Source organism: Deltaproteobacteria bacterium, assembly GCA_020845895.1.
Lineage (GTDB): Bacteria > Lernaellota > Lernaellaia > JACKCT01 > JACKCT01 > JADLEX01.
Genome location: JADLEX010000045.1, coordinates 19,914 through 39,850, shown reverse-complemented (window position 1 = coordinate 39,850; position 19,937 = coordinate 19,914). Strand labels below are relative to the sequence as shown.

17 protein-coding genes are annotated in these 19,937 nt (G+C 64.5%); 10 read left to right on the top strand and 7 right to left on the bottom strand.

Annotated features, from left to right (window positions below):
* Window positions 1-245: 245 nt before the first annotated feature.
* Entirely contained in the window at window positions 246-1,145 is a 900-nt protein-coding gene (locus tag IT350_05475) for a LysR family transcriptional regulator (protein ID MCC6157484.1), read from the bottom strand.
* A gap of 236 nt (window positions 1,146-1,381) precedes the next feature.
* Here IT350_05475 and IT350_05470 point away from each other — a divergent pair, with 236 nt between their 5' ends.
* Window positions 1,382-1,738, top strand: a complete 357-nt coding sequence (locus IT350_05470) for an HPF/RaiA family ribosome-associated protein (GenBank protein MCC6157483.1) — start codon at window positions 1,382-1,384, stop codon at window positions 1,736-1,738.
* A 76-nt stretch (window positions 1,739-1,814) separates the two neighbouring features.
* Here the strand turns inward: IT350_05470 and IT350_05465 are convergent, their stop codons facing one another.
* Window positions 1,815-3,326 carry a hypothetical protein gene (locus IT350_05465; GenBank protein ID MCC6157482.1) on the bottom strand — a complete coding sequence of 504 codons (1,512 nt, stop codon included), beginning with the start codon at window positions 3,324-3,326 and terminating at the stop codon, window positions 1,815-1,817.
* Window positions 3,327-3,650: 324 nt separating this feature from the next.
* Between IT350_05465 and IT350_05460 the strand changes: the two genes are divergently transcribed.
* Both IT350_05460 and IT350_05455 read left to right on the top strand, forming a co-directional pair.
* Entirely contained in the window at window positions 3,651-4,520 is an 870-nt protein-coding gene (locus IT350_05460; GenBank protein MCC6157481.1) for a hypothetical protein, read from the top strand.
* A gap of 330 nt (window positions 4,521-4,850) precedes the next feature.
* On the top strand, window positions 4,851-5,282 hold the full coding sequence (locus tag IT350_05455) for a hypothetical protein (protein MCC6157480.1): 432 nt from the start codon (window positions 4,851-4,853) through the stop codon (window positions 5,280-5,282).
* A gap of 72 nt (window positions 5,283-5,354) precedes the next feature.
* Here the strand turns inward: IT350_05455 and IT350_05450 are convergent, their stop codons facing one another.
* Entirely contained in the window at window positions 5,355-6,278 is a 924-nt protein-coding gene (locus IT350_05450; GenBank protein MCC6157479.1) for a PIG-L family deacetylase, read from the bottom strand.
* Between the two features lie 125 nt (window positions 6,279-6,403).
* On the opposite strand from IT350_05450, the gene IT350_05445 reads away from it, so the two are divergent.
* The 3 genes from IT350_05445 to yidD all read left to right on the top strand — a co-directional run bounded on the left by IT350_05445 (window position 6,404) and on the right by yidD (window position 8,221).
* On the top strand, window positions 6,404-6,844 hold the full coding sequence (locus IT350_05445; GenBank protein MCC6157478.1) for a hypothetical protein: 441 nt from the start codon (window positions 6,404-6,406) through the stop codon (window positions 6,842-6,844).
* A 127-nt stretch (window positions 6,845-6,971) separates the two neighbouring features.
* On the top strand, window positions 6,972-7,898 hold the full coding sequence (gene trxB, locus IT350_05440) for a thioredoxin-disulfide reductase (protein MCC6157477.1): 927 nt from the start codon (window positions 6,972-6,974) through the stop codon (window positions 7,896-7,898).
* A 125-nt stretch (window positions 7,899-8,023) separates the two neighbouring features.
* Entirely contained in the window at window positions 8,024-8,221 is a 198-nt protein-coding gene (gene yidD / locus IT350_05435; protein MCC6157476.1) for a membrane protein insertion efficiency factor YidD, read from the top strand.
* A gap of 19 nt (window positions 8,222-8,240) precedes the next feature.
* Here the strand turns inward: yidD and IT350_05430 are convergent, their stop codons facing one another.
* Window positions 8,241-9,971, bottom strand: a complete 1,731-nt coding sequence (locus tag IT350_05430) for a hypothetical protein (protein MCC6157475.1) — start codon at window positions 9,969-9,971, stop codon at window positions 8,241-8,243.
* 101 nt (window positions 9,972-10,072) lie between these two features.
* Between IT350_05430 and IT350_05425 the strand changes: the two genes are divergently transcribed.
* Genes IT350_05425 through IT350_05415 form a run of 3 tightly spaced genes read left to right on the top strand, consistent with a single transcriptional unit; the run spans window position 10,073 to window position 11,957 of the window.
* The gene (locus tag IT350_05425) at window positions 10,073-10,969 is read left to right on the top strand and encodes a UbiA prenyltransferase family protein (GenBank protein MCC6157474.1); all 897 of its coding nucleotides are present in this window, start codon (window positions 10,073-10,075) and stop codon (window positions 10,967-10,969) included.
* Window positions 10,970-10,978: 9 nt separating this feature from the next.
* Entirely contained in the window at window positions 10,979-11,749 is a 771-nt protein-coding gene (locus IT350_05420; GenBank protein ID MCC6157473.1) for a lysophospholipid acyltransferase family protein, read from the top strand.
* Window positions 11,750-11,807: 58 nt separating this feature from the next.
* The gene (locus IT350_05415) at window positions 11,808-11,957 is read left to right on the top strand and encodes a hypothetical protein (protein ID MCC6157472.1); all 150 of its coding nucleotides are present in this window, start codon (window positions 11,808-11,810) and stop codon (window positions 11,955-11,957) included.
* Between the two features lie 51 nt (window positions 11,958-12,008).
* Here the strand turns inward: IT350_05415 and IT350_05410 are convergent, their stop codons facing one another.
* From IT350_05410 to IT350_05400, 3 genes are all read right to left on the bottom strand, one after another.
* Window positions 12,009-13,874, bottom strand: coding sequence for a hypothetical protein (locus tag IT350_05410; protein MCC6157471.1), 1,866 nt, complete (start codon window positions 13,872-13,874; stop codon window positions 12,009-12,011).
* Between the two features lie 148 nt (window positions 13,875-14,022).
* Window positions 14,023-15,912, bottom strand: coding sequence for a PAS domain S-box protein (locus IT350_05405; protein ID MCC6157470.1), 1,890 nt, complete (start codon window positions 15,910-15,912; stop codon window positions 14,023-14,025).
* A gap of 37 nt (window positions 15,913-15,949) precedes the next feature.
* Complete coding sequence (locus IT350_05400; protein ID MCC6157469.1) at window positions 15,950-17,305, bottom strand: L,D-transpeptidase family protein; 1,356 nt, start codon at window positions 17,303-17,305, stop codon at window positions 15,950-15,952.
* Window positions 17,306-17,562: 257 nt separating this feature from the next.
* Between IT350_05400 and IT350_05395 the strand changes: the two genes are divergently transcribed.
* Window positions 17,563-19,932 carry a PAS domain S-box protein gene (locus tag IT350_05395; GenBank protein ID MCC6157468.1) on the top strand — a complete coding sequence of 790 codons (2,370 nt, stop codon included), beginning with the start codon at window positions 17,563-17,565 and terminating at the stop codon, window positions 19,930-19,932.
* Window positions 19,933-19,937 lie beyond the last annotated feature (5 nt).

Sequence of the window (19,937 nt, the reverse complement as noted above, 5' to 3'; positions counted from 1 at the left end):
GTACTTCGTCTCGCCAAGGGATCCGGAAGGCGTAACATTCGGGAGGGATTGGTCGCGATGGAACGGGGGGAACTCGTGGAAGGTCCCCTTTACAACACCTTGATGGCCGAATTCGTTCGATCCAAATGGAGACCCGCCCAGGCCGAGAAACATTCGCCGAGCCTGGCCCAATTCCGCGCTCGAATTTGAAGTTGGTGAATCCGTCGCTGATTTCGACTCCGAATTTGCGAGCCTCGAACCGTTCGTCATGCCTCGCTCCGCTCTTTCGCCCGTTCCACCACGGCCTGCGTCGCGACGTGGCGGATCTTGCGGTCGGCGGTGATGACGTAAAAGCGCTCGCGCACGTCGTCGATATGCCCCACGACCTGCGCGCGAAATTGTCGGCGCACGACGGTTTCGATGGTCGATGGCGCGAAAAACAATCCCACTCCCGCGGCCCCCATGACCTTCGCGAGCGCGCTGTCCTCCACTTGAGCCGCGACGGCCGGCGCGATCGCCATCTGGTCGAACCACTGGTCGAGCGACCGGCGTAGCGCGGTGCCGGGCATCGGCATCACGAACGGCGCGCCGTCCAGCGAACGCGGAAACCCCGGGCGGTATTTCGCGGCGAGTGATGCTGTGCCGAGCACGCTGACGGGGCAATCACCGACAAGGCGGTTGTGCGTACGCACCTTCAGGTATGGGGCGGCGGGCGCGTCGGACAGCACCATGTCGAATGCGTGGATCGCAAGGTCGGCGAGCAGCGGCTCGACCTTGCCCTCGGTGACAATGAGGCTCACCGGCGTCGGCAGGCGCAGCGCCGGCTCGAGGAGCTGATAGACCACCAGCTTGGGCAGCGCGTCCGAGACGCCGACCAGGAAGGGCAGGGGCTTGTTCGACGCGCCGCCCCGCACCACGTCGAGCATCTCGCGGCCAAGGCCGAAGATCTCGTCGGCGTACTGCATCACCGTGCGACCCGTCGGCGTGAGCACGAGCCGCCGACCGACCTTTTCGAAGAGCCGCGCGCCGAGCCGGTCCTCGAGCTCGCCGATCTGCGCGGACAGCGTGGACTGCGCGAGCAGAAGGCGATTCGCCGCCGCGGTGACGCCGCCCTCGCGCGCCACGGTGTAGAAGTAAAACAGGTGGTGGTAGTTCAGCCACTCCATGGGGTCCTCCGCATCGCGAGTCCTTAAGCGGCGAGGGTAAGGGCGCTTACGCCGGGCATCGAATAATCCGAACGAATAGATACAATTTATCTATTGGATCTTTCAATCCGCAAGGCGTACCAAAAAGGGGAGGGTGAGCCGCGAGTCTCGGAGGCCAACACGTTGGAGGGGAACCTGTCCTGCCGGTAGCGCGCGGCCGCCGAAAAAACCCATGCGATTTGTGCAGGAGGTTCGGAATGAACATCGAGCTCAAAGCCCGCCGCGTCGCTATCAAGCCCCGCATGATCGAACACGTGGACAAGCGCCTCTCGCTCGCGCTGGACCGATTCACGCGCGACATTCGCGGCGCGGTCGTCCGCATCGAGCGCAGTTCCGGCGAGTCACCGGCGTTTAGCGCCAGTGTTCAGATCTCGCTCGTGGACGGCGGACGCGTGCTGGTGACCGAGCGCCACTCCGAATGGGAAACGGCGATCGACCTCGCCTCCGACCGCGCGCGCCATGCGCTCTCCCGGGGCCTCGGCCGGCGGCGCGTTCTCACGCGCTCGCGCGACCCCATCCCTTGGATGCCGCCCGCCAAGGACGCCAACGCGTAGCGGAACGGTTCGCCGTTTTTCTCCCGCCTCGCCGGATATCGGCGGGGCGGTCTTGCGTCGGCGCCATGCCGCGTGCTCACGGCGACTTCGGCGCGTCCCACCGGCAGCGATAGATCGTGTAACGCTTTTCGGGTACGCGGCCCGCCTCGCTCTGCCAGAACTTCTCCAGTCGCCCGCGTTCGATCTCGCCCTCGAAGCGGAAGAACGCCGTATTCGCCGCGTCGAACATGACGAGCCAAGCAGGGCGGCGCGATTCGATCACCTGCCACAGCGCCTTCTTTGAGACGTCGGCCCGATTCGCCGCCGCCGACTCGGGATCGATCAGCCCCACCATGTCCAGCACCGGTCGATGCGCGAGATCGACACTCGCGCCGAGGTCGTGCGCCGCGACGAGATCGCCCGGCGCGGTGTGCTCGCGCAGCCAATCCGCCGTGGCGACCACCGAGACGCGCGTCTGACGCAGGTCGCCGACGTAGTTGCGCCGGGCCGCGAGCGCGTCGAGCACGAGAAAGATCACGAGCGCGGCAAGAATGCGCCGCCGCTGGCGCGGGTCGGTCTTCGCCGACCAAGCCGCGACCCCGATCGCCGCGACCGGCAGCAACAGCGCGAGCACGGGCATCTGGTAGCGCAGCCAGTACATCTGCAACCCGGCGGGAAACACCGCCGCGCCCGTGTAGAACAACGCCGCGAAGGCGAGCGGCGCACGCATCGCGACGCGCGAGACTCCGCCGCGACGCCATGCGAATACGGCGAAGGCGACGAACGGCGCGTGCCGCGCGGCGAAGCGCGTGATGCCGCCGAGATAAGCGCCCATCGAACGCAGCGCGCGGTCGTCGGTGTCGAGTCGGAAAAACGCGGCCTTGATCGCGCCGGTGTCACTCCACCATGTCCCCGTATGCGCTTGATATGCAAATGCGAACGGTGCGATCAGCGCGGCGACCAACAGCGCCTCGGCAACGAGGCTGCCGGCGCATCTCGGCGCCCGGGCGCCGAACGCGCGCCATAGGTCATCGCCCCACAGCGCGGCGGCCAGGGCGAATCCTTCAGGCCGTGTGGCGATCGCGCCGGCGACGAGCATCCCGCGTAGTACACGATTCCACGCGGTGGAATTCTCGCGGACGACGAACGCGTGCGCGGCGATCGCGGCGAGCACGAGCGCGACGAATAGCGTCGTTTCCATTCCGGAGAGCGAATGCAAAGTCAGATACCCGGACGCGGCGGCGAGAATCGCCGCCCACCACGCGGCTCGGCGTCGATCCGTCATCGAAGCGGATTCCCCTGCCCAGGCGAACGCAAGAAATGCCGCGAGGACGACCAGGAGCGCGTGCGACGCGATCCCCACGGCGCGAGCCGCCGTGGGGATTCCGATGAACCGTCCCGCCGACGCGACGAGTCCCACGTGCAACGGACTCGTGACGCCGCGCCAGGGCTTCGCCGGATCGACGGCGAGCACGCCGTGCTCGATCACGTTGCGCGCCGCCGCCTGCGTGATGTAGCTGTCGTCGAACGGAAAGAGACCCCCGTCGCGCGTGACGAAAAAGGTGCCGGTCGTCGCGGCGAACAGTACGGCGATTCCGGCGAGCTGCATCGGGATTCCACGTATTCGCGACATGCGCCATGGTAATCAACGGCGTCGCCGCGCGTCGAGGGCTCCAACGACCGTGAATTGACAAAATAGTGGACGTGGACATATTGTACACAAATAAATCGTAAATTGGAGTTTGTTCGATTGGGATTCGAATGTTCCGGAGCGATCGGAAACGCCCGGTTATTGCGTTGCGCCGCGCCGCGCAATCGACGATTGGGCGCGCCATGCGATGCCGGCGAAGGAGATGGCTCGAAAGCGTGAAAGAGTGTGTTCGAGGCGCGCTGGCGACGTTTTGAAGCGAAACCGGAGTTGAAGGGGGCTGTGATGAAGACTTTGGCCTTTCGGGTTGTCCTGACGAGCTTCGCATTCATCGCACTCGGGATCTTCCCGAGCGGCTGCGGGTGTGGCGATGACGACGACGACTCCGGCGGCTCCGCTGGAGATGACGATGAATCCGACGACGACACCGATGACGATGCCGACGATGACGCCGCCGACGACGACGATGACAGCGACGATGACGCCGACGATGACGCCGACGATGACGCCGACGATGACAGCGACGATGACAGCGACGATGACAGCGACGATGATGCCGACGACGACACCGGTTGGTCCGAGTCCTTCGATTTCGATGATGCTCCGCTGGGCGACCTCAATGGTTTGTGGAGCGATAACGTGGGCGGCGCAAGCACGGTGGAGATCGCGGATTTCAGCGACCGGACGAGGGTTGGGGACCACGCCGTCAAATTTGTCGGCGGCACCGATTCGGGCGACTACGCCTATGCCCTTCACTCCGTTACGCCGCCTGACTCCGATACCCTCTTCCGGTTCTTCGTCTATCGAAAATGGGGCGCGACGTTTTTCATCACGCTCGACGACGAGAATATCGATATCGCCACGACGGTTACCGTCGACTCCCATGGAGGAACGATGGCGACCGATTTCGAGGACCTGAAGGACTGTGCCGCGACCGTGCTTTCGGATACGTGGGTTGAGCTCGAATTGGCACTCGACTACTCGGCGGGTCTTTTTTCCCTTTCGATGGACGGTTCGGAAACCGATTGCGTGGATCTGTCGTTGCGTTTCGAGCAAACGGCAGTGGCCATCGGCCGAGTGTTGTTCGGGGACGCAACCTGGGCTGCCGAAGGGGGCGAAGTCTGGTTCGACGATCTGTATTTCGCGGAAAATTGAACGACGCATCGTGCCGCACCGTTAAGCCGGTCGACAAATCTCCCGCGTGCTGGTTCCGATCGATTGGTCGGGCTTCGTATTGACACGCCATGGGCGAGGCGATAGCGTCACTTTTCCCCGACTTCGCGGGTTTCATTCGGTTCATTCGAGCGGTTTCGAATTCGGATCGACCGCGCGCGCGCGTGACGACGGCTCGCGTGCCGGGTCGGGGCGGCATCGATGAAGGCGAACGGCAATTCGGCCGGCGGCAAGTCCGATCCGGCCCGATCGAATCCCTTATCCCGAACCGGGCCGGTGCTTCGCGCCGTGCCAACGCAGGAGGTGTCGTCGATGGAAGACCGGAAAAACGTGCCCTTCGTGTCGGGCCTCGCGCTGATTCTCTCCGCGCTCGCCCTGCTTCTGATCGGCATCAGCCAGATCAATCCGTCGCCCTATGACGAGACGATGGAAGAGGTCGTGGACAAGCGCTTCTCGGACATGGAAAGCCGCGTGAACCTGATGATCGAGGCGCGGCTGCAGCAGCTCGCCAAGGCCGAGGAAAACGCCGCGATCCGCGAGCTCAAGACCTTCCAGGCGCAGCTTCAGGACTGGGTCGTTTCGAGCCAGGCTAACGGCTATTCGGAGAAGGTAAAGGCCATCGCGGCGCAGATCGACATGCTCGTCGCCGATATGGAGGGCAAGAAGGTCGAGGCGCCGGCTCCCGCGGCCCCCGCCGCTCCGACGGCGCCCGCTCCGCCCGCCGAAGCTCCGACGGCGAACTAGTCACCGATCCAAACGGCAAACGAACGCCCGCGACCATTTCGGTTCGCGGGCGTTTTCTCGTTTGCGCGAGCCTCAGGCGTTCAGGTAGTGACGCACGATCGGCAGCACCGACCTCGCGAAGGTGACCTTGGTGCCCTCGAAATCGTCGAACATGTAGCTGAAGTAGTCGAATACGTGCGGCGGCCGCGCGTAATCGAAACCAAGCGGCACGGGGCCGAACTCCTCGATCGACATATACTCCTCGACGCTCGTCGGCCCGCCAGTGAGCATGCCGATCACGCCGAAGTTGCGGAAGACCTTGCGGAACTGTTCGAATAGTTGCTTCTGCGAAGGATACGCCTCCACCACGCGCTGCTTGCCCGCCAGCTCCTCCGGCGTCAGCCGGATGCGCATGCGCGTGCCGCGATACAGCGGGTGAAAACGCATCGCGATCAGGATCGTGTATTCGTACTCGGGCAGATGAAAAAACGGAATGCGTGCGCCGTGCTCGCGCGCCACGTCGCGCAGAGCGAGAGCGGTGAAAAAGTGCGTGAGGTCGTGCTCGGGCTGTCCGCCCTGGTACGCGCACGTGAAAACCGCGTCGGGCTGGTGTTCGTCGATCACACGTCGAACGCGCGCGCGGATCTCGTCGAAAAATCCGTGAAGGTCGTTCATCGTTTTTTCGCCCGAATACAGCCACGCCATGCGGCGGTAGATCTCGACCTCCGAAAAATCCAGGCACTCGGTTTGATGCTCGGGCACGCCGATCGCGCCCACCGCGTTCACGGCCTCTTTCTTGCGGATCTCGGCGTATTCCGCGGGCGGGACGCCCATCTGAAAATACAGGCCGTCGCCGTTCGTCAGCCACGTGAAGCGAGTTTTGGGTCCGAGGCGCTGGATCAGCCCCGCGTAACCCAGTTCGTCGTCCTGATGGGCGATGATAAAGAGCGGACGGGCAAAGCCCTTCGCCTCGGCGCAGAACGCATCGCCGCGCGTGTATCGCGATTCCATCGTCATGGAGATGTCCCCCGAAACGCCCGAAGCGGGCAACGTTTTTTGACACGAAGGGTGCGCGAGAGCAATGCCGAGTGCTACGACTTGACCGCATTGAGCCGCATCGATGCGTTCCCTAATATGGCCGCATGACTTGGCGGATCCCGATACTGGTGGTTCTCTCGTTTTGCGTCGCGTTCGCGGCCCACGCGCAGGATGCGCGCGAGTTCGAGGGCCGGTACGTGGGGACGGGCTACGTTTACAACGAGAAGGGCGAGCTTGCGAAAACCGACCTGCGTATGGACGTGCGTCCGAGGGACGACGGAACATACAACGTGGAGATGGGCTACTTTCGCGACGCGGTGGCGAAGTTCGCCTCGGTGAAGGCCGACGGGCCGTCGCGGTTGGTCGTGGACGAAGACGTCGGCGGCGCTCCCGGCGGGGCGCGGGCGACCGGCCAGATCGTGACGGAGGACGGGACGAACGCCGCGGGGACCATCGAAGTGCGAACGACCGGCGAGACGCAAAAAACCCTTCGCACGATCCGGTTCCATGTTCGGCGTCTGACGGAAAAAACGCCCCGGAAGTGACGGATGTCGCGCGCGCGCGGCGATTTCGATTGACCGGGCGGCGCGCGATTCCTAAATTGTGCGCGCGGATACCATCGGATCGCGACACATTCTCGCGACGCCGCCTTCAGATAGAAATGAGGACATCATGAACAAGGTGACCATCGTCGGTACGGGCCCCGCCGGGCTCACGGCCGCCATCTACGCCGCGCGCGCCCAACTGCAACCCGTCGTCTACGCGGGCTTGCAGCACGGCGGACAACTCACGACCACCACCGAGGTCGAGAACTTCCCCGGTTTCGCGCACGGGATCATGGGTCCGCAACTGATGACCGACATGACGGCGCAGGCCGAGCGGTTCGGCACGAAGATCGTCTACGACATGGTGACGAAGACCGATCTGTCGAAGCCGCCGTTCAAGCTGTGGGTCGGCAAAGACATCGTTGAGACGCAGACCCTCATCATTGCCACCGGCGCGACGGCGAAAACCCTGAATCTGCCCGGCGAGTCGACGCTCATGGGTCGCGGGCTTTCGACGTGCGCCACCTGCGACGGGTTCTTTTATCGCGGGCGCAAGGTGGCCGTGACGGGCGGCGGCGACTCGGCGATGGAAGAGGCGATGTATCTCGCGAATCTTGCGACCGAGGTCTACCTGATTCACCGGCGCGAGCAGTTTCGCGCCTCGCCCATCATGGTCGAGCGCGCCCAGAAGGACCCCAAGATCAAGATGATGATCCCATATGTGATCGAAGAACCCGTCGTCAAGGACGAAGTGGTGGCGGGGCTCAAGCTTCGTCATCGCGACACGGGCGCGATCGAGGAGATCGAGGTGGATGGCCTGTTCATGGCGATCGGCCACACGCCGAACTCCGAGGTCTTCAAACCCTGGATCGAGACCGACGAGCAGGGATATGTGCGCGTGCGCGAGTTCACAAAGACCAACGTCGAGGGCGTCTTCGCGGCGGGCGATATCTCCGATCCCAATTTCCGTCAGGCGATTACGGCGGCGGGAATGGGGTGCCAGGCGGCGATTCAGGCGCAGCGATATCTCGAGCATCTGGAGGCGTCGCACTGACCGGCGAGGCGATCCGAGGGTTTTTCGCGCGGCGTCGGCGATGGTTCGTCGGCGCCGCGATCGTTTTCGCGCTGATCGGCGTGGACAACCTGCGCGAGCCGCCGCGCCAGTTCACCGGGCGCGCGCTGGTCGCGGCCATCGACGGCTACAAGACGCACCTCGCGCCGAGCGTCCCGTCGCACTGCCGTTTCACGCCGACCTGCAGCCAGTACGCGCGCATGGCGATTCTGAAATACGGGTCGATTCGCGGTTCGCTCAAGGCCGCGTGGCGCATTGCGCGGTGCTCGCCGTTCACCACGACGCGCGGCGAGGATTATCCCTGACCCTGCGGCGAGACGTGCATCACGCGAGATTGGCCGAAGGCGGCGGCTCGTCACCGTCGTCGGACGGATCGGGCTCGGATTTGGCCGCGGATTTGGAAGCGGGCGGCGCGGAGGGCGGCGGCTCGTCATCCCCGTAGATGTTCTCCCAGTCCACGGGCTTCTTCTCCGCCTCCTCGGGGCGCACGGCCTTCAGGGTGTCTTCGTACTTCTCTCGGTCAGATCTGCGTGCGGGCGGCTTCGGCGCGCCGGGCGTGGCGCCGCGTTTGAGTGCGCTCGTGCTGGGACCGAGGCGAACCATCGCATCGCCGCCGAGAATGCGCCCGATGGCGAACGGCAGCGCCAGCGCGAGCGCGCACAGCGGCAGCGTGATCGGCAGATTCGGCAGGCCGGGCAGGAACAGCGCGCCGACCGACTTGGGGTCGAGCATGCGGGGGACCGCCTTCGGCGTCTTGCCGAACACGTCCACGATGCGCTGCGGTTCGGGCCCCGAGGCTGTGCGGTTCATGATGGCGGCCGCCATCCCGAACGCGGAAATCAGCGAGAGGTAGAGAAAAAAGAGCCAGAACGCGGGCTTGAGGACGATGCCCGAGAGCGTCATCAGGTGGTATTCGATGAAACTCCCGATGAGCACGCACAGCAGCGCGATGACCGGCAGGAAATCGCCCATGTCGATCGGCGCATCCGCCGCGCGGCCGAGCAGCAGCACCGTCCACGCCGCGATGAGCGCGACGGCGACGTACATGGGTCGGCGCGTGTTCGGGTCGTAACGCAGATTCAGGATTCCGAAAAACGCGAGGACGAGCTGCGGCATCGCGGCGAACAGCCCCGGCGCGCGCGCGGTGAGGATGGGCTCCTGCGGCAAGACGAGCGCTTTCACGGCCGTGCGCCATCCCCCGGGGACGACGAGCATCTGTGCCGCTCGCGCCCCCACATTCGACCCCGTGTATCGCGCAATCAGCCCGGCGACGATGTCCCGCCCGCCGGGACCGCTCAGCGCGCCACCGAATGTCGAGGAGTTATAGAGCGCGAGAACGAGGGCGCAGGCCGCGAACGGCGCGAAGATCAGAAGCACCTTCGTTCGCGGAGTGATGACCTGCCGGATCTGAAACGCGAGCAGCGCGAAGAACAGCGGAACGAGCAGCAGCGTCAGGTCGTGGACGAGCAGCGCGAGCCCGACCGCAACGCCAAGCATCAAGCTCTGACCGGGCCGGTCGTAGCCGCTGCGCAGGCGCTGATAACCATAAACGATCGCGAGCAGCACGGGCGTGGCGAAGGTGGAAGGGTTCACGCGCGCCGAGGCGGGCAGGGCGAGCGTCGAGAGCGCGAAGACCATCGCCGCGTATTGCGACGCGCGGGGACGGCATCCGAATTCGATGCAGATCCAGTAGATCAGCCATGCCGCGAAGGCCATCGCCACGCACGCCGCGCCCGCGTAGAGCTGGCGCGCGACGCTGACCGGGATCTGATCGGGCGCGGGCACGAGGCTCTTTTCGACGAGCGTACTCCCAATCACCCACGGCAGCGCCAGGATTGCGGCGCCGGGTCGCTCCACCACAGGCGCGACCGGAATCGCGTCCGGAGGCGTGTCGGCAACGGTCGGCGGAATTTCCGGGGCGCGATCGACACCGGTCCAATCGCGGGCGAGCGCGTATTGGGCCTCGTCCCGCACGTCCACCCAACCGGAGTGCGTGCACAGGAAAAACGCGGTCAGCGCCGTCAGGGCGAACCACTGCTTCCATGCGGGAATCATCGGCGCACATTAGCGGCGAAACGCATCGTGAAAAAGGGGGCGACGCGCGAGCGAGCGCGAACTTGTCACGCGCCGGGGCGGCTCCTACAATCCGGGCCGTCATGAACGGCGACGCGCGAAATTCGTGGAAGCGGGAGCTGCTGGTCAGCGTGCGTCCGAAGCACTGGATCAAGAACGTGCTCGTGTTCGCCGCGCCGGCGTTCGCCCACGAACTCACGCACGGACTCGCCTTCGGGAAGTCGATCTGGGCGTTCGCCGTGTTTTGCGCGCTCGCATCGGGCAGCTACCTCTACAACGATATGGCGGACGTCCACGGCGACCGCGCGCATCCCATGAAGCGCACCCGGCCGATCGCCGACGGTCGGCTCGACACGCGCACGGCGGCGCTGGCTGCGGCGGGGCTTACCGTCGCCGGGTTGGTCGGCGCGTGGTTTTTGGGACGCGAGTTCCTGATGGTGGCCGGCGCGTTCGTTCTCACACACGTGCTGTACACCGCCTTCCTGCAGCACGTGGTGATCCTCGACGTCTTCGCCCTCGCGGCCAACCATGTGCTGCGCGTGGCGGCCGGCGCGTATGCCGTCGGCGTTCCGATGAGCCCGTGGCTTGTCATCTGCACGATGCTGCTGTCGCTGTTTCTCGGCCTGTCGGCGCGCTCGCTCGACTTCAAGCTGCTCAAGGACGACGCCGTGCGACACCGCAAGGCGCTCGCCGAGTACAACCCCTACCTGCTCGACCAGATGATCGCGGTCATCACCAGCGCGATCCTCGTCACATACACGCTCTACACGATCTCGCCGGACACCGCGCGACGGTTCGGGACCGCATCGCTGCCGCTCACGGTGCTCTTCGTTCTGTACGGCATCTTTCGCTACCTCTACCTCATTCACCGGCAGGAAGAAGCGCCGACCTCGCTCGAGCGCGCGCTCATCTCCGACCGGCCGCTTCGCATCAACGCCGCCGCGTACGCCCTCGTCGCGTTCGCAATCATTTATCTCTAGTCGCCGTCGATGGAATCTTCGCGCCGCCGTTTCAGCTTTTGGGAGCGATGCCTGCTCGCTGCAGGGCCGACGCTTGTCGCGTGGCTGCTGCGCGCGTGGTGCGCGAGCTGCCGCGTCGTGCACCGCGAGAACGCGGCCGTCGAAAAAGACGCGATCGCGCGATACGGCGGGTGCGTGTACCCCACGTGGCATCAACGGATGTTCTACTTCTTCCACGATTTTGGATCGCGTCACGTGACGATGATGATCAGCCAAAGCAAGGACGGCGAGTACGCGAACCGGCTGGCCCTCAAGCTCGGCTTCTATTCGGTGCGCGGCAGCGCCTCGCGCGAGGGACGCACGGCGATGCACGCGTTGATCGAGAGGCTGTGCGAGCGCGCCGGCCACACGGCGGGGATGATGGCCGACGGCCCCAAGGGTCCGCCGCGCGTGCTGAAAATGGGCACGGTGAAGATCGCCCGCGACACCGGCATGCCGATCGTGCCGATGATGTACGGCGCGAAGCGGCGCATCGTCTTTCGCTCGTGGGACCGTTACTTCCTTCCGGTGCCGTTTACGCCGGTCGTGGTGCTGCACGGCGACCCGGTTCTCGTTCCGCCCGACGCGGACGAAGCCGAGTGCGAACGCATCCGCCGTCATGTGGAGGGGCGCCTCAACGCGATGGCGGACCGTTGCGATCGTTGGTGGGGCGGCGAGCCGGTCGGCCGACCGGGGCTCGATCTCCCCGAAAATCCCGACGCGGAGTTCGGCGCGGATATTGCCAAACCCCCGGCGATTTGAAATCATCGTCCAACGGGTTCAGGCGGCCGGATCCATTCGGCGGAGAGACGGGGACGACATGCGGATTCTCAAGGAATTTCTGGTCTTTCTGAAGGAGGAGAAGCTGATGTGGCTTTCGCCCATCGTCATCATCCTCCTTCTGCTCGCGATCTTCATCTTCGTGACGGAAGGCAGCGCCGTATTGCCGTTCATTTACGCGGGCTTCTAAGCCGCGTCGAATCGGACGGACGGGCGTTCGCAAACACCGCCGCGCGGCGCGCTACCTGCGCCGAGCGGCGGTCGTGTTTTTCGAGGCCGCGCTGCGCTTCGGAGCGGGAGACGGCACGCCGCGCAGTTCGTTGGCGATCCGCACAACGCGCCGACCGAACACGTACGCGCAGTACATGCCGCCCGCGACGACGAGCAGTTTGAGGATCCACAGCAACGCGGAATAGAACCAAACGCGGCCCGGGCGGCTCTGCACGATCTCCAGATCCGCCTGCAAGCCGGCCTCGATCTCCACGCGCGTGGTCTCGTCCTTTACCTGCGCGACGAAGGTCCACGGTCCCCGGAGCTTATCCCCGAACTGGATCGGGTCCTCCGATCCGCCGAGTTTGCGCACGATCGTCTGTTTCACGTCCGCGGCGAAAAACGCGCTGCCCTTCGGATCGCCGTTGAAGAACACGCGAACCGTGGACATGCCGTCGGGCGTGGCGTCGGTCATGCGTCGCATCTCGTCGATCGAGGTCGAGAAGATCGCGAGATCGCCGGTCATCGAGTAGTAGATGGTCTTTCCGAGGAAGTGGATGGACGGCATGCCCGGCGCGACCACCGTCTCGAGGTCGGGCAGGGCTTTGGCCAGCAGCGTGGCGAGCTCGGGCGGCAACACCCCCACCGCCTGACGCAGATCCTGAACCGTCAACGTGCCGTTCTCGATCAGGCTCTTGAGCGCGCCGGGTGTTTCGAGCCCCGCCTTGATGAGCCCCTGAAAATCTTCCGGATCCTGCGGCTTGTCCTTTCCCGCGTAGCCGGAAAGGATCTTCGCCATCGACTCGGGATTGCGCAGGCGAAGCACCGCGCACCAGTCGTTGTTCTCCGTCGTGAAGTACATGACGTCGGGGCCGACCGACGAGAGAAGTTCGCTGTAGAGCATTTCGATGAAGCGCTTGCGTTGGCCGGACTTCGAAGCATCCTCGCCCTCCACAAAGCGTGTCATCTGCAGGAACGTCGGCGTCAGCGCGGCGAGGTTCTCCGCACGCAGGCCGAATGCGAGGAGCGGTCTTTCGGACAGGTATTTCGCCAGTTCGAAGGGTTTCTCGCCGCTTTGCAGAAACGAGAACACCGATTTGCCGGACGCCGCCTCCAGCACCGCGCGGATATGGACTCCGTCGGTGTTCAGCGCGATGTCGAACGCGCCGCGTTCGAAGCTCGCTTCGGGAATTTCCGTTTTCGATTTCTCGTCGCCGAATGACACGGTGGGCGCGAGAATCTTGCTGGAAAGCAGCACGCCGTAGATCTCGGCGTCGTCGTCGATCATGCGCAGCGCCTTGCGGACGTCGGACTTACGGTCGGCGAGCGAGGGCTTCGCTCCTTCATAGGCTTCGATCGCCTTCTTCACGTCGGCGTCGGTGCCCATCACGACGATATTGCGGATCACCGACGTGGCGGTCTCGCCGTCCACCGAGAGCGGATGGCCCATGTAGGAGCCGAGGCTCTGGCCGCGCTTGATGTTGTCGGCGAGGCCGATCGCCGAGAGCAACAGCATCGGACGACCGAGATCGACGATGGACAGGATCGGTACCTGGTGCGTGCCGTACCAGTCGAGGTCGGCGGGGACGGCCACGACGATTTTCGGCGACAGGCTGCGGATCAGCGTGTAGAGGAACGACTCCTGACGCAGTTTTTCCATGTTGCGAAACATTCCGGCGAAGGATCCACCGCCCATGCCGGCGTCGGCCAGCGTCCGGAATCCCTGCGACGAGAGCGCCTTGTCCGCCGTGCCGAGGATGTCCGGCAGATAGAGCACCGCTCCACTGTCCTGCGGGCAGAAGCGTTCGGGACCGACTTTGCCGAACAGCACGAAGAGCGTCAGCAAGGCGATCAGTCCCGTGGTGAGCAACACCAGCGCATGTTTCACGTAACGCAAAAATCCGACCTCCCGTGGCCTCGCAGTCCTTGGACGAAGGCGCGCCGCGCTCGAATAAAACGGCCCGACAAGGGCGGTATTACAGAAGCGTCGGGCGGGGCTGTCAATGACAACGGCAAGTCTTCGTCGGGGTCAATCTCTGGTGGGGTCAGTCCGCGTTGGCGCCGGTGATGCCGAGCAGGATTTCGACGAGCCGGTTGATGTCGAAAGGTTTGACGAGCAGGCCCGCCGCGCCGTCGAAGCGGCCCGGTTCGCGCGCGTCGTCGATCGCCTGCGGAAAGCCGGAGGAAAGGATCACGCGGACGTCGGGTCGAATTCGACGCAGCCGGGCGAAGACGAGTTCGCCGGGCATGTCGCCGAGCACCAGATCGAGGAGCACCGCGTCGAAGGCATCGGGGTCCTCGGCGAAGGTTTGGATCCCTTCTTCGCCGGTCTCGGCGACCGTGACGCGTGCGCCGCTGCCCGCGAGCGCGACCTCGCAAAATTCCCGCACCACGCGTTCATCGTCGATCACGAGTACGGACAGGTCGAGGGGACGCGGTCGATCCTCTTCGTGGGGATAGCTCCGGCCGCCCACCATCGGGATGCAGACGGTGAGGATCGCGCCGCCCTCGGGCGTGTTGGCGGCATCGACCGAGCCGTCGAGGGTCGAGACGATCCCGTGGACCGCCGTGAGACCGAGCCCACGGCGCATCGACTTGGTCGTGAAAAACGGTTCGAAGATCCGGCCGAGGTGTTCTTCCTCGATGCCGACCCCCGTGTCCTTGACGACAATCCGCGCGTATTCGCCGGGACCGAGTTCCGACTCCATTCCGGGCGAGATCAGGATTCGATCCGTACGGATCGTCACCGTTCCGCCGCCCGGGGTGGCTTCCCACGCGTTTTGGAGCAAATTGTCGATGGCTTGGCGGATGTAGGCGGGATCGGCGTAGATCACCGTCGCCGGTTCGGCGAGATTCATTCGAATCACGATTTCCGCGTCCCGGCGGATCTCGTGCTGTTCGACGCATCGGCGGATCGCATCGTTGACGTTGAGCGCCTGAGGCGTACCGCGCCCGCCGCGCGAGCAGGCGATGAGCTGCTGCGTAAGACGCACCGCGCGTTCGGCAGATTGCTCGATGCGTCCCAGCGGCCCCCACAGCAGATCCCCCCGGGGCACCATCGCCCGCAGAAGGCTCAAGTTTCCCATGATGCCGGTGAGGATGTTGTTGAAATCGCCGGCGATGCCCTCGGCGAGGTTGCGCATCATTTCCAGATTGCGCGTCCGTTCGAGACGTCGCTCCAACTTGTGCTCGCGCGTCGTGTCCCTTGCGATGCCGATGGTCCCGGCGAACTCGCTCGTCCGCGACCACAGCGGCGAGAGGCTGATGGTCAAACGGAGGATGTGACCGTCTTCGTGAAAGATCCGCACGCCGTCGCGGAACCCGGTTTGTCCTTCACGGACCTCCTCGAACAGCGTCCGGATCGCGTCGCGGTCATCCCGGTGAAAGAACGACGCCATGTCCTGGCCGGCGATGCGTTCGGGCGAAGCCCCCGTCACCTCGCGCAGCGGGGCGCCGGCATAATTCACGACTCCGTCGGCATCGGTCATGAAGACGATGTCGCGCGTGTTTTCGGCGAGCGCGAAAAGCGGAATCCGCCTGCGAAACGGCCCGTCCACCAGTAGGGGCAGAGCGGACGACTGCACGAGAACAACGCACGCGTCGTGTGCGGCAATGAACGTGAGCTCCGTCAGGGGGGCCAGCGGGCTTTCGGCGTCGGAGGTCGCCGCATACTCGGGCACGCGGACGGTGCGGGGAGCGCCGTCGGGGTCGGCGATGGACTCGCGGATGCGGTCGCGAACGAACTCCGCGATTCGGCTTCCGAACAATTCGTCGATCGCGACGCCCGGCTCAGGCATTTTCGCATCTTCGAACAGTTCGCCGAACGCGGGGCTGAATTCGATGACCCGACCATTCGCGTCGCAGGCGAAGACCGGCGTCGCCATCGCTTCCACGATGCGTCGACCAACCTGGTCCGTTGGGCCGCGCGCGTTCATGGCGTACCGTTCATGGCGCGGGCTGCCCGCGCGTCGTCTAATTCACGGTCTTGGCCTTCGGATTCTCGGCCACGGGAACGCCGTCGGAGTCCTTTCCCGCCGAGAGAATCAGCTTGAGCTGCGAAACGCCGTATCGAACCGACTGCTTGATCGCCGACAACTGCTTCGCGAAGACGGCGACGTCCGTCGGCGCGAGTTTGCTTGTGTCGAATCCGAGCGCGGTGAGTTTTTCGGACAGGTAGTCCGCGTTGACGGTGCGGTGCGTCTTGCCGTCGTCCGAACGGAACCAATAGACGTCGGGGTAGGCGGCCAGTTCCGCTTCGCCGGTCACGGGATTGGCGACGATGTCGAGGCAATGGTATCGATTCACGGCCGGAACCGAGGTGAACAGGGGCACGAGACGCGTCCTCGTTTCGCCGTACACGTCGAGATTCCCGGCCAGTTGCCCCGTCGGCAGTTGCACGCCCGAATTGCGCGTGAGCATGAAAAGCGCGAGGTGGGCGATGTTCTCGTTCCGGTTGCGGATGCACCCGTGCGAAAACGCCCGGTAGGTCCGATTCAGCAGCTTCGGCTGATTTGTGCCGTGGTAGTACCAGATGACCTTTTTCGGCTCCGTGGGCATCAGCTTCCAGATGCCCAGCGGATTGTGCCGGCCGGGGCCGACGTACTTCTTCGTCTCCGGGTCGGTCCATGGCGGATAGTGGTGCAGCATCGTGCAGTAGACCGTCTGCGGCGTGCGCGGGGTCTTGGTCGTGGTCTTGCCCACCACGACCGGCCACTCCGCCAGGAACGGGCGGTCCTTTCCGGCTTCGAGCGTCAGTCGCCACGTGAAGGCCGGGATGTTGAGATCGCCCGAAACGGCCAGATGCGGCCAACCCAACACCTCGCCGTCGGTCAGTCGGATCAGCACCTCGCGCGTACGAAGGTGCTCCGGGACCAGATCGCGAAATAGCAGGACGACGCCCAGCGATTCCGAGGACGCCTTCGTCTGGCTGTGCTGATTCACGCGGTCGGCGACCATGGCGAGTTGCGTCTCGGAGAGGATGCCCGTCGCGATGACGGTCTCCTCTTCCACGCTCCACCTCGGCGGACGCAAATACACCGGCGTCCAGGTCACGCCGAAGTCGGCGAGCAGTTCGTGCACGGTGGCCTGCGTCGAATCGGGGTGCTCCACCCAAAACGCCTTGCGCAGCGTCTCGAGCGGGATCGGCATGACGCCGGTTTCCTGGACTTCTTCGCCGGCCAGCTGGGGATAGATCTGCTCGGGCGCCACACCGACGTTCTGGCAATGGACGAGACCGTCCAGATCCTTCCAGACCTCCGGGGAGGCGAACGACGTCGAAACGGGCACGACGGCGAAAAGACAAAACGACACCCATACCCGAATGCGCACGCAACACCCCGATGACATTTCCATCAATTCTACGAATCGGCAGATTTTTGGGAATGATGAGGAAAAAACGCCCTGGGGAATCCGCTTTCCCGTCTTTCCGGGTGCGGCGGGTCGGCCGACGAACCCGAAAAACCCCGCGGCAGGCTGAGGTCGACGATTGCCCGTGTCGAAACCTGTGATATATAAAACATGGTCGTCTCCTCCAACATGGTCCGTACCGGCTTCCGGGCGGGTGTCGATTTCTGAGCGGTGGTTGCATGTCGCCCTCGGTCGAAGTCTTCGAAGATCTGAAGTCGGAGCAGGTGGAGCGCCTCGAAGCCGAGAACAAGCGCCTGCGCGAAGTCATCCGCGATCTTCAGAAAGAGAAAGAGCGCTTATCGCATCTGGACGACCTTGGCTATGACGGCATCCTGATCGTTCAGGACTTCCGCATTCAGTCCGCCAATCGCCGGCTGCAGGAGATCATGGGGTACAGCGCCGAGGAAATGCTCGGCATGCACTTCACGGACTTCATCGTCGAAGAAGACATTCCGCTGCTCGTGAACGCGTACGGCCGGCACATCGGCGGCGAGCGCGAACTCGGCATCCTCGAGTTTCGCATCCGCCACAAGGCGGGCGAGGTTCTGACGCTCAACATCAATTCCAGCGTCATCGAGTACGGCGGCAAGCCGGCCGAGTTCATCGTCGTGCGCGACCGGACCGCGCATCGCCGTGCCGAGCAGGTGTTGCAAAGCGTCGACACGACGCTGAACGACCTGATCCAGTTCAGCCCGGGTCCTGTCGCGATCTTCAGTCCCGAAGGGGAATTCCTTCGCGGAAACGACGCGTTTTTGAAGCTGTCGCCGGGACTCGCCGCCGGCAACGTCAACCTTTTCGACGACGCCCTGTTCGAGGACTCGACTCCGCAGCTCTGCCTTTCCCCGCTGCGCGACGGCAACACCGTGAGCGTGTCCGAATGCTGGATTCACCGGCCCGGCGAGGACGGCCGGTCAAAACGATTTTGCCTCGGCATTCACGCGTTCGCCGTGTCCACGAACGGCCACGTCGGGCACTACGTCGTGATCGCCGACGACCAGACGACGGCGAGACTCACCGAACAGCAGCGGAAACTGATGCATGCGGCGCTCGACGCCGCGGTCAACGCGGTCGTCATCGCCGACGCCGATGGTGTGATCGAGTGGGCGAATCCGGCCATGGGGAGACTCTTCGCGCAGGCCGCCTCGACGCTGCCCGGCGTCTCCCTGCGGAGTCTTCTGACGGGAGATCGCCTCGGCGACAAGTTCGACGGCATCTGGGCCAAGGTTCGGGATGGCGGCACCTATCGCGGCGAGGTGCTCTATCGACGGGGACTGGTGCATATCGGCGTGGCGCTGGCGTCGTTCGCGCCCGTCCGCGCGACGCACGGGGACGTCTCGCACGTGATCGCGATCCTGCAGGACATCACGGATCAGAAACGCGTGGAGCAGTCCCTGCGCGAGATCGAGGACCGCCTGCGCCAGTCACGCCGTCTGGAATCGCTCGGGTTGCTCGCGGGCGGGGTCGCGCACGATTTCAACAGCGTCCTGATGGCGATTCTCAGTTACGCCGACTTCCTGCTCCGTGACGCGGGCCTCGGCGATCAGGCCCGCGAGGATGTGGAAGGCATCAAGCGATCGGCCAAACACGGATCGACGCTCACCAATCAGCTCCTCGCATTCGGCCGCAGCGGAAGCGCGCGCATGACGCGGCTGAATCTCAATGCGGTCGTCACCGAAATGCGCAAGATGCTCGAGCGCTTGATCGGCGAGCACATCGTGCTCGACACCATGCTCGATCCCAATGTCGAGGCGATCCTCGCCGACCGCACGCAACTCGATCAGGTGATCCTGAATCTCGCGATCAATGCGCGCGACGCGATGCCGCGCGGCGGGCGTCTCACGATCCGCACCGCGCGCTTCGAGGCGCGGGACGTCCCGCACGGCCCCTTCACCGAGGGGCGGTACGTGCGGCTCACCGTCAGTGACGACGGCGTCGGAATGGACGGGGAAACCCGGGCGAGGATCTTCGAGCCGTTCTTCACGACCAAGGCCCGCAAGGAGGGAACCGGACTCGGACTCGCGACGGTCTACGGAATCGTGCGCCATCACGCCGCGGAGATCTTCGTCGAGAGCGAGCCGCTGCGCGGCGCGACATTTCACATCTATTTTCCGGCGGCGGGCGAGTCCCCGGAGTTGGAGAAGACACCGACGGCCACGGATTTCGTTCGCGGCAGCGAGACGATTCTGCTGGTCGAGGGCTCGCGGGAAGTCTTGCAGATCATTCAGCGGATGCTGGAGCGCGGCGGTTACAATGTCCTCGCGGCCTCGCAGGTTTCCGAGGCGATTGCGATCGGCACCTCGTACCCGGGCTCGATCGATATGGCGATCGTGGACGTGGTGTTGCCGCTCATGAACGGGGTGGAATTCGTCAAGACGCTCAGGCCGCAGCGACCGGACATGCGCGTGATCTACATCTCCGGCAATGACGCCGCATGGGTCAATCAGTATGTCGGCGAGACGATCTCGGAGAACCTGTTTCTGCACAAGCCCTTTGAACCGTCGCAGCTTCTGCGTCGCGTGCGTCAGGTGATGGAGGAGGGGGACGAGTGAGCGCC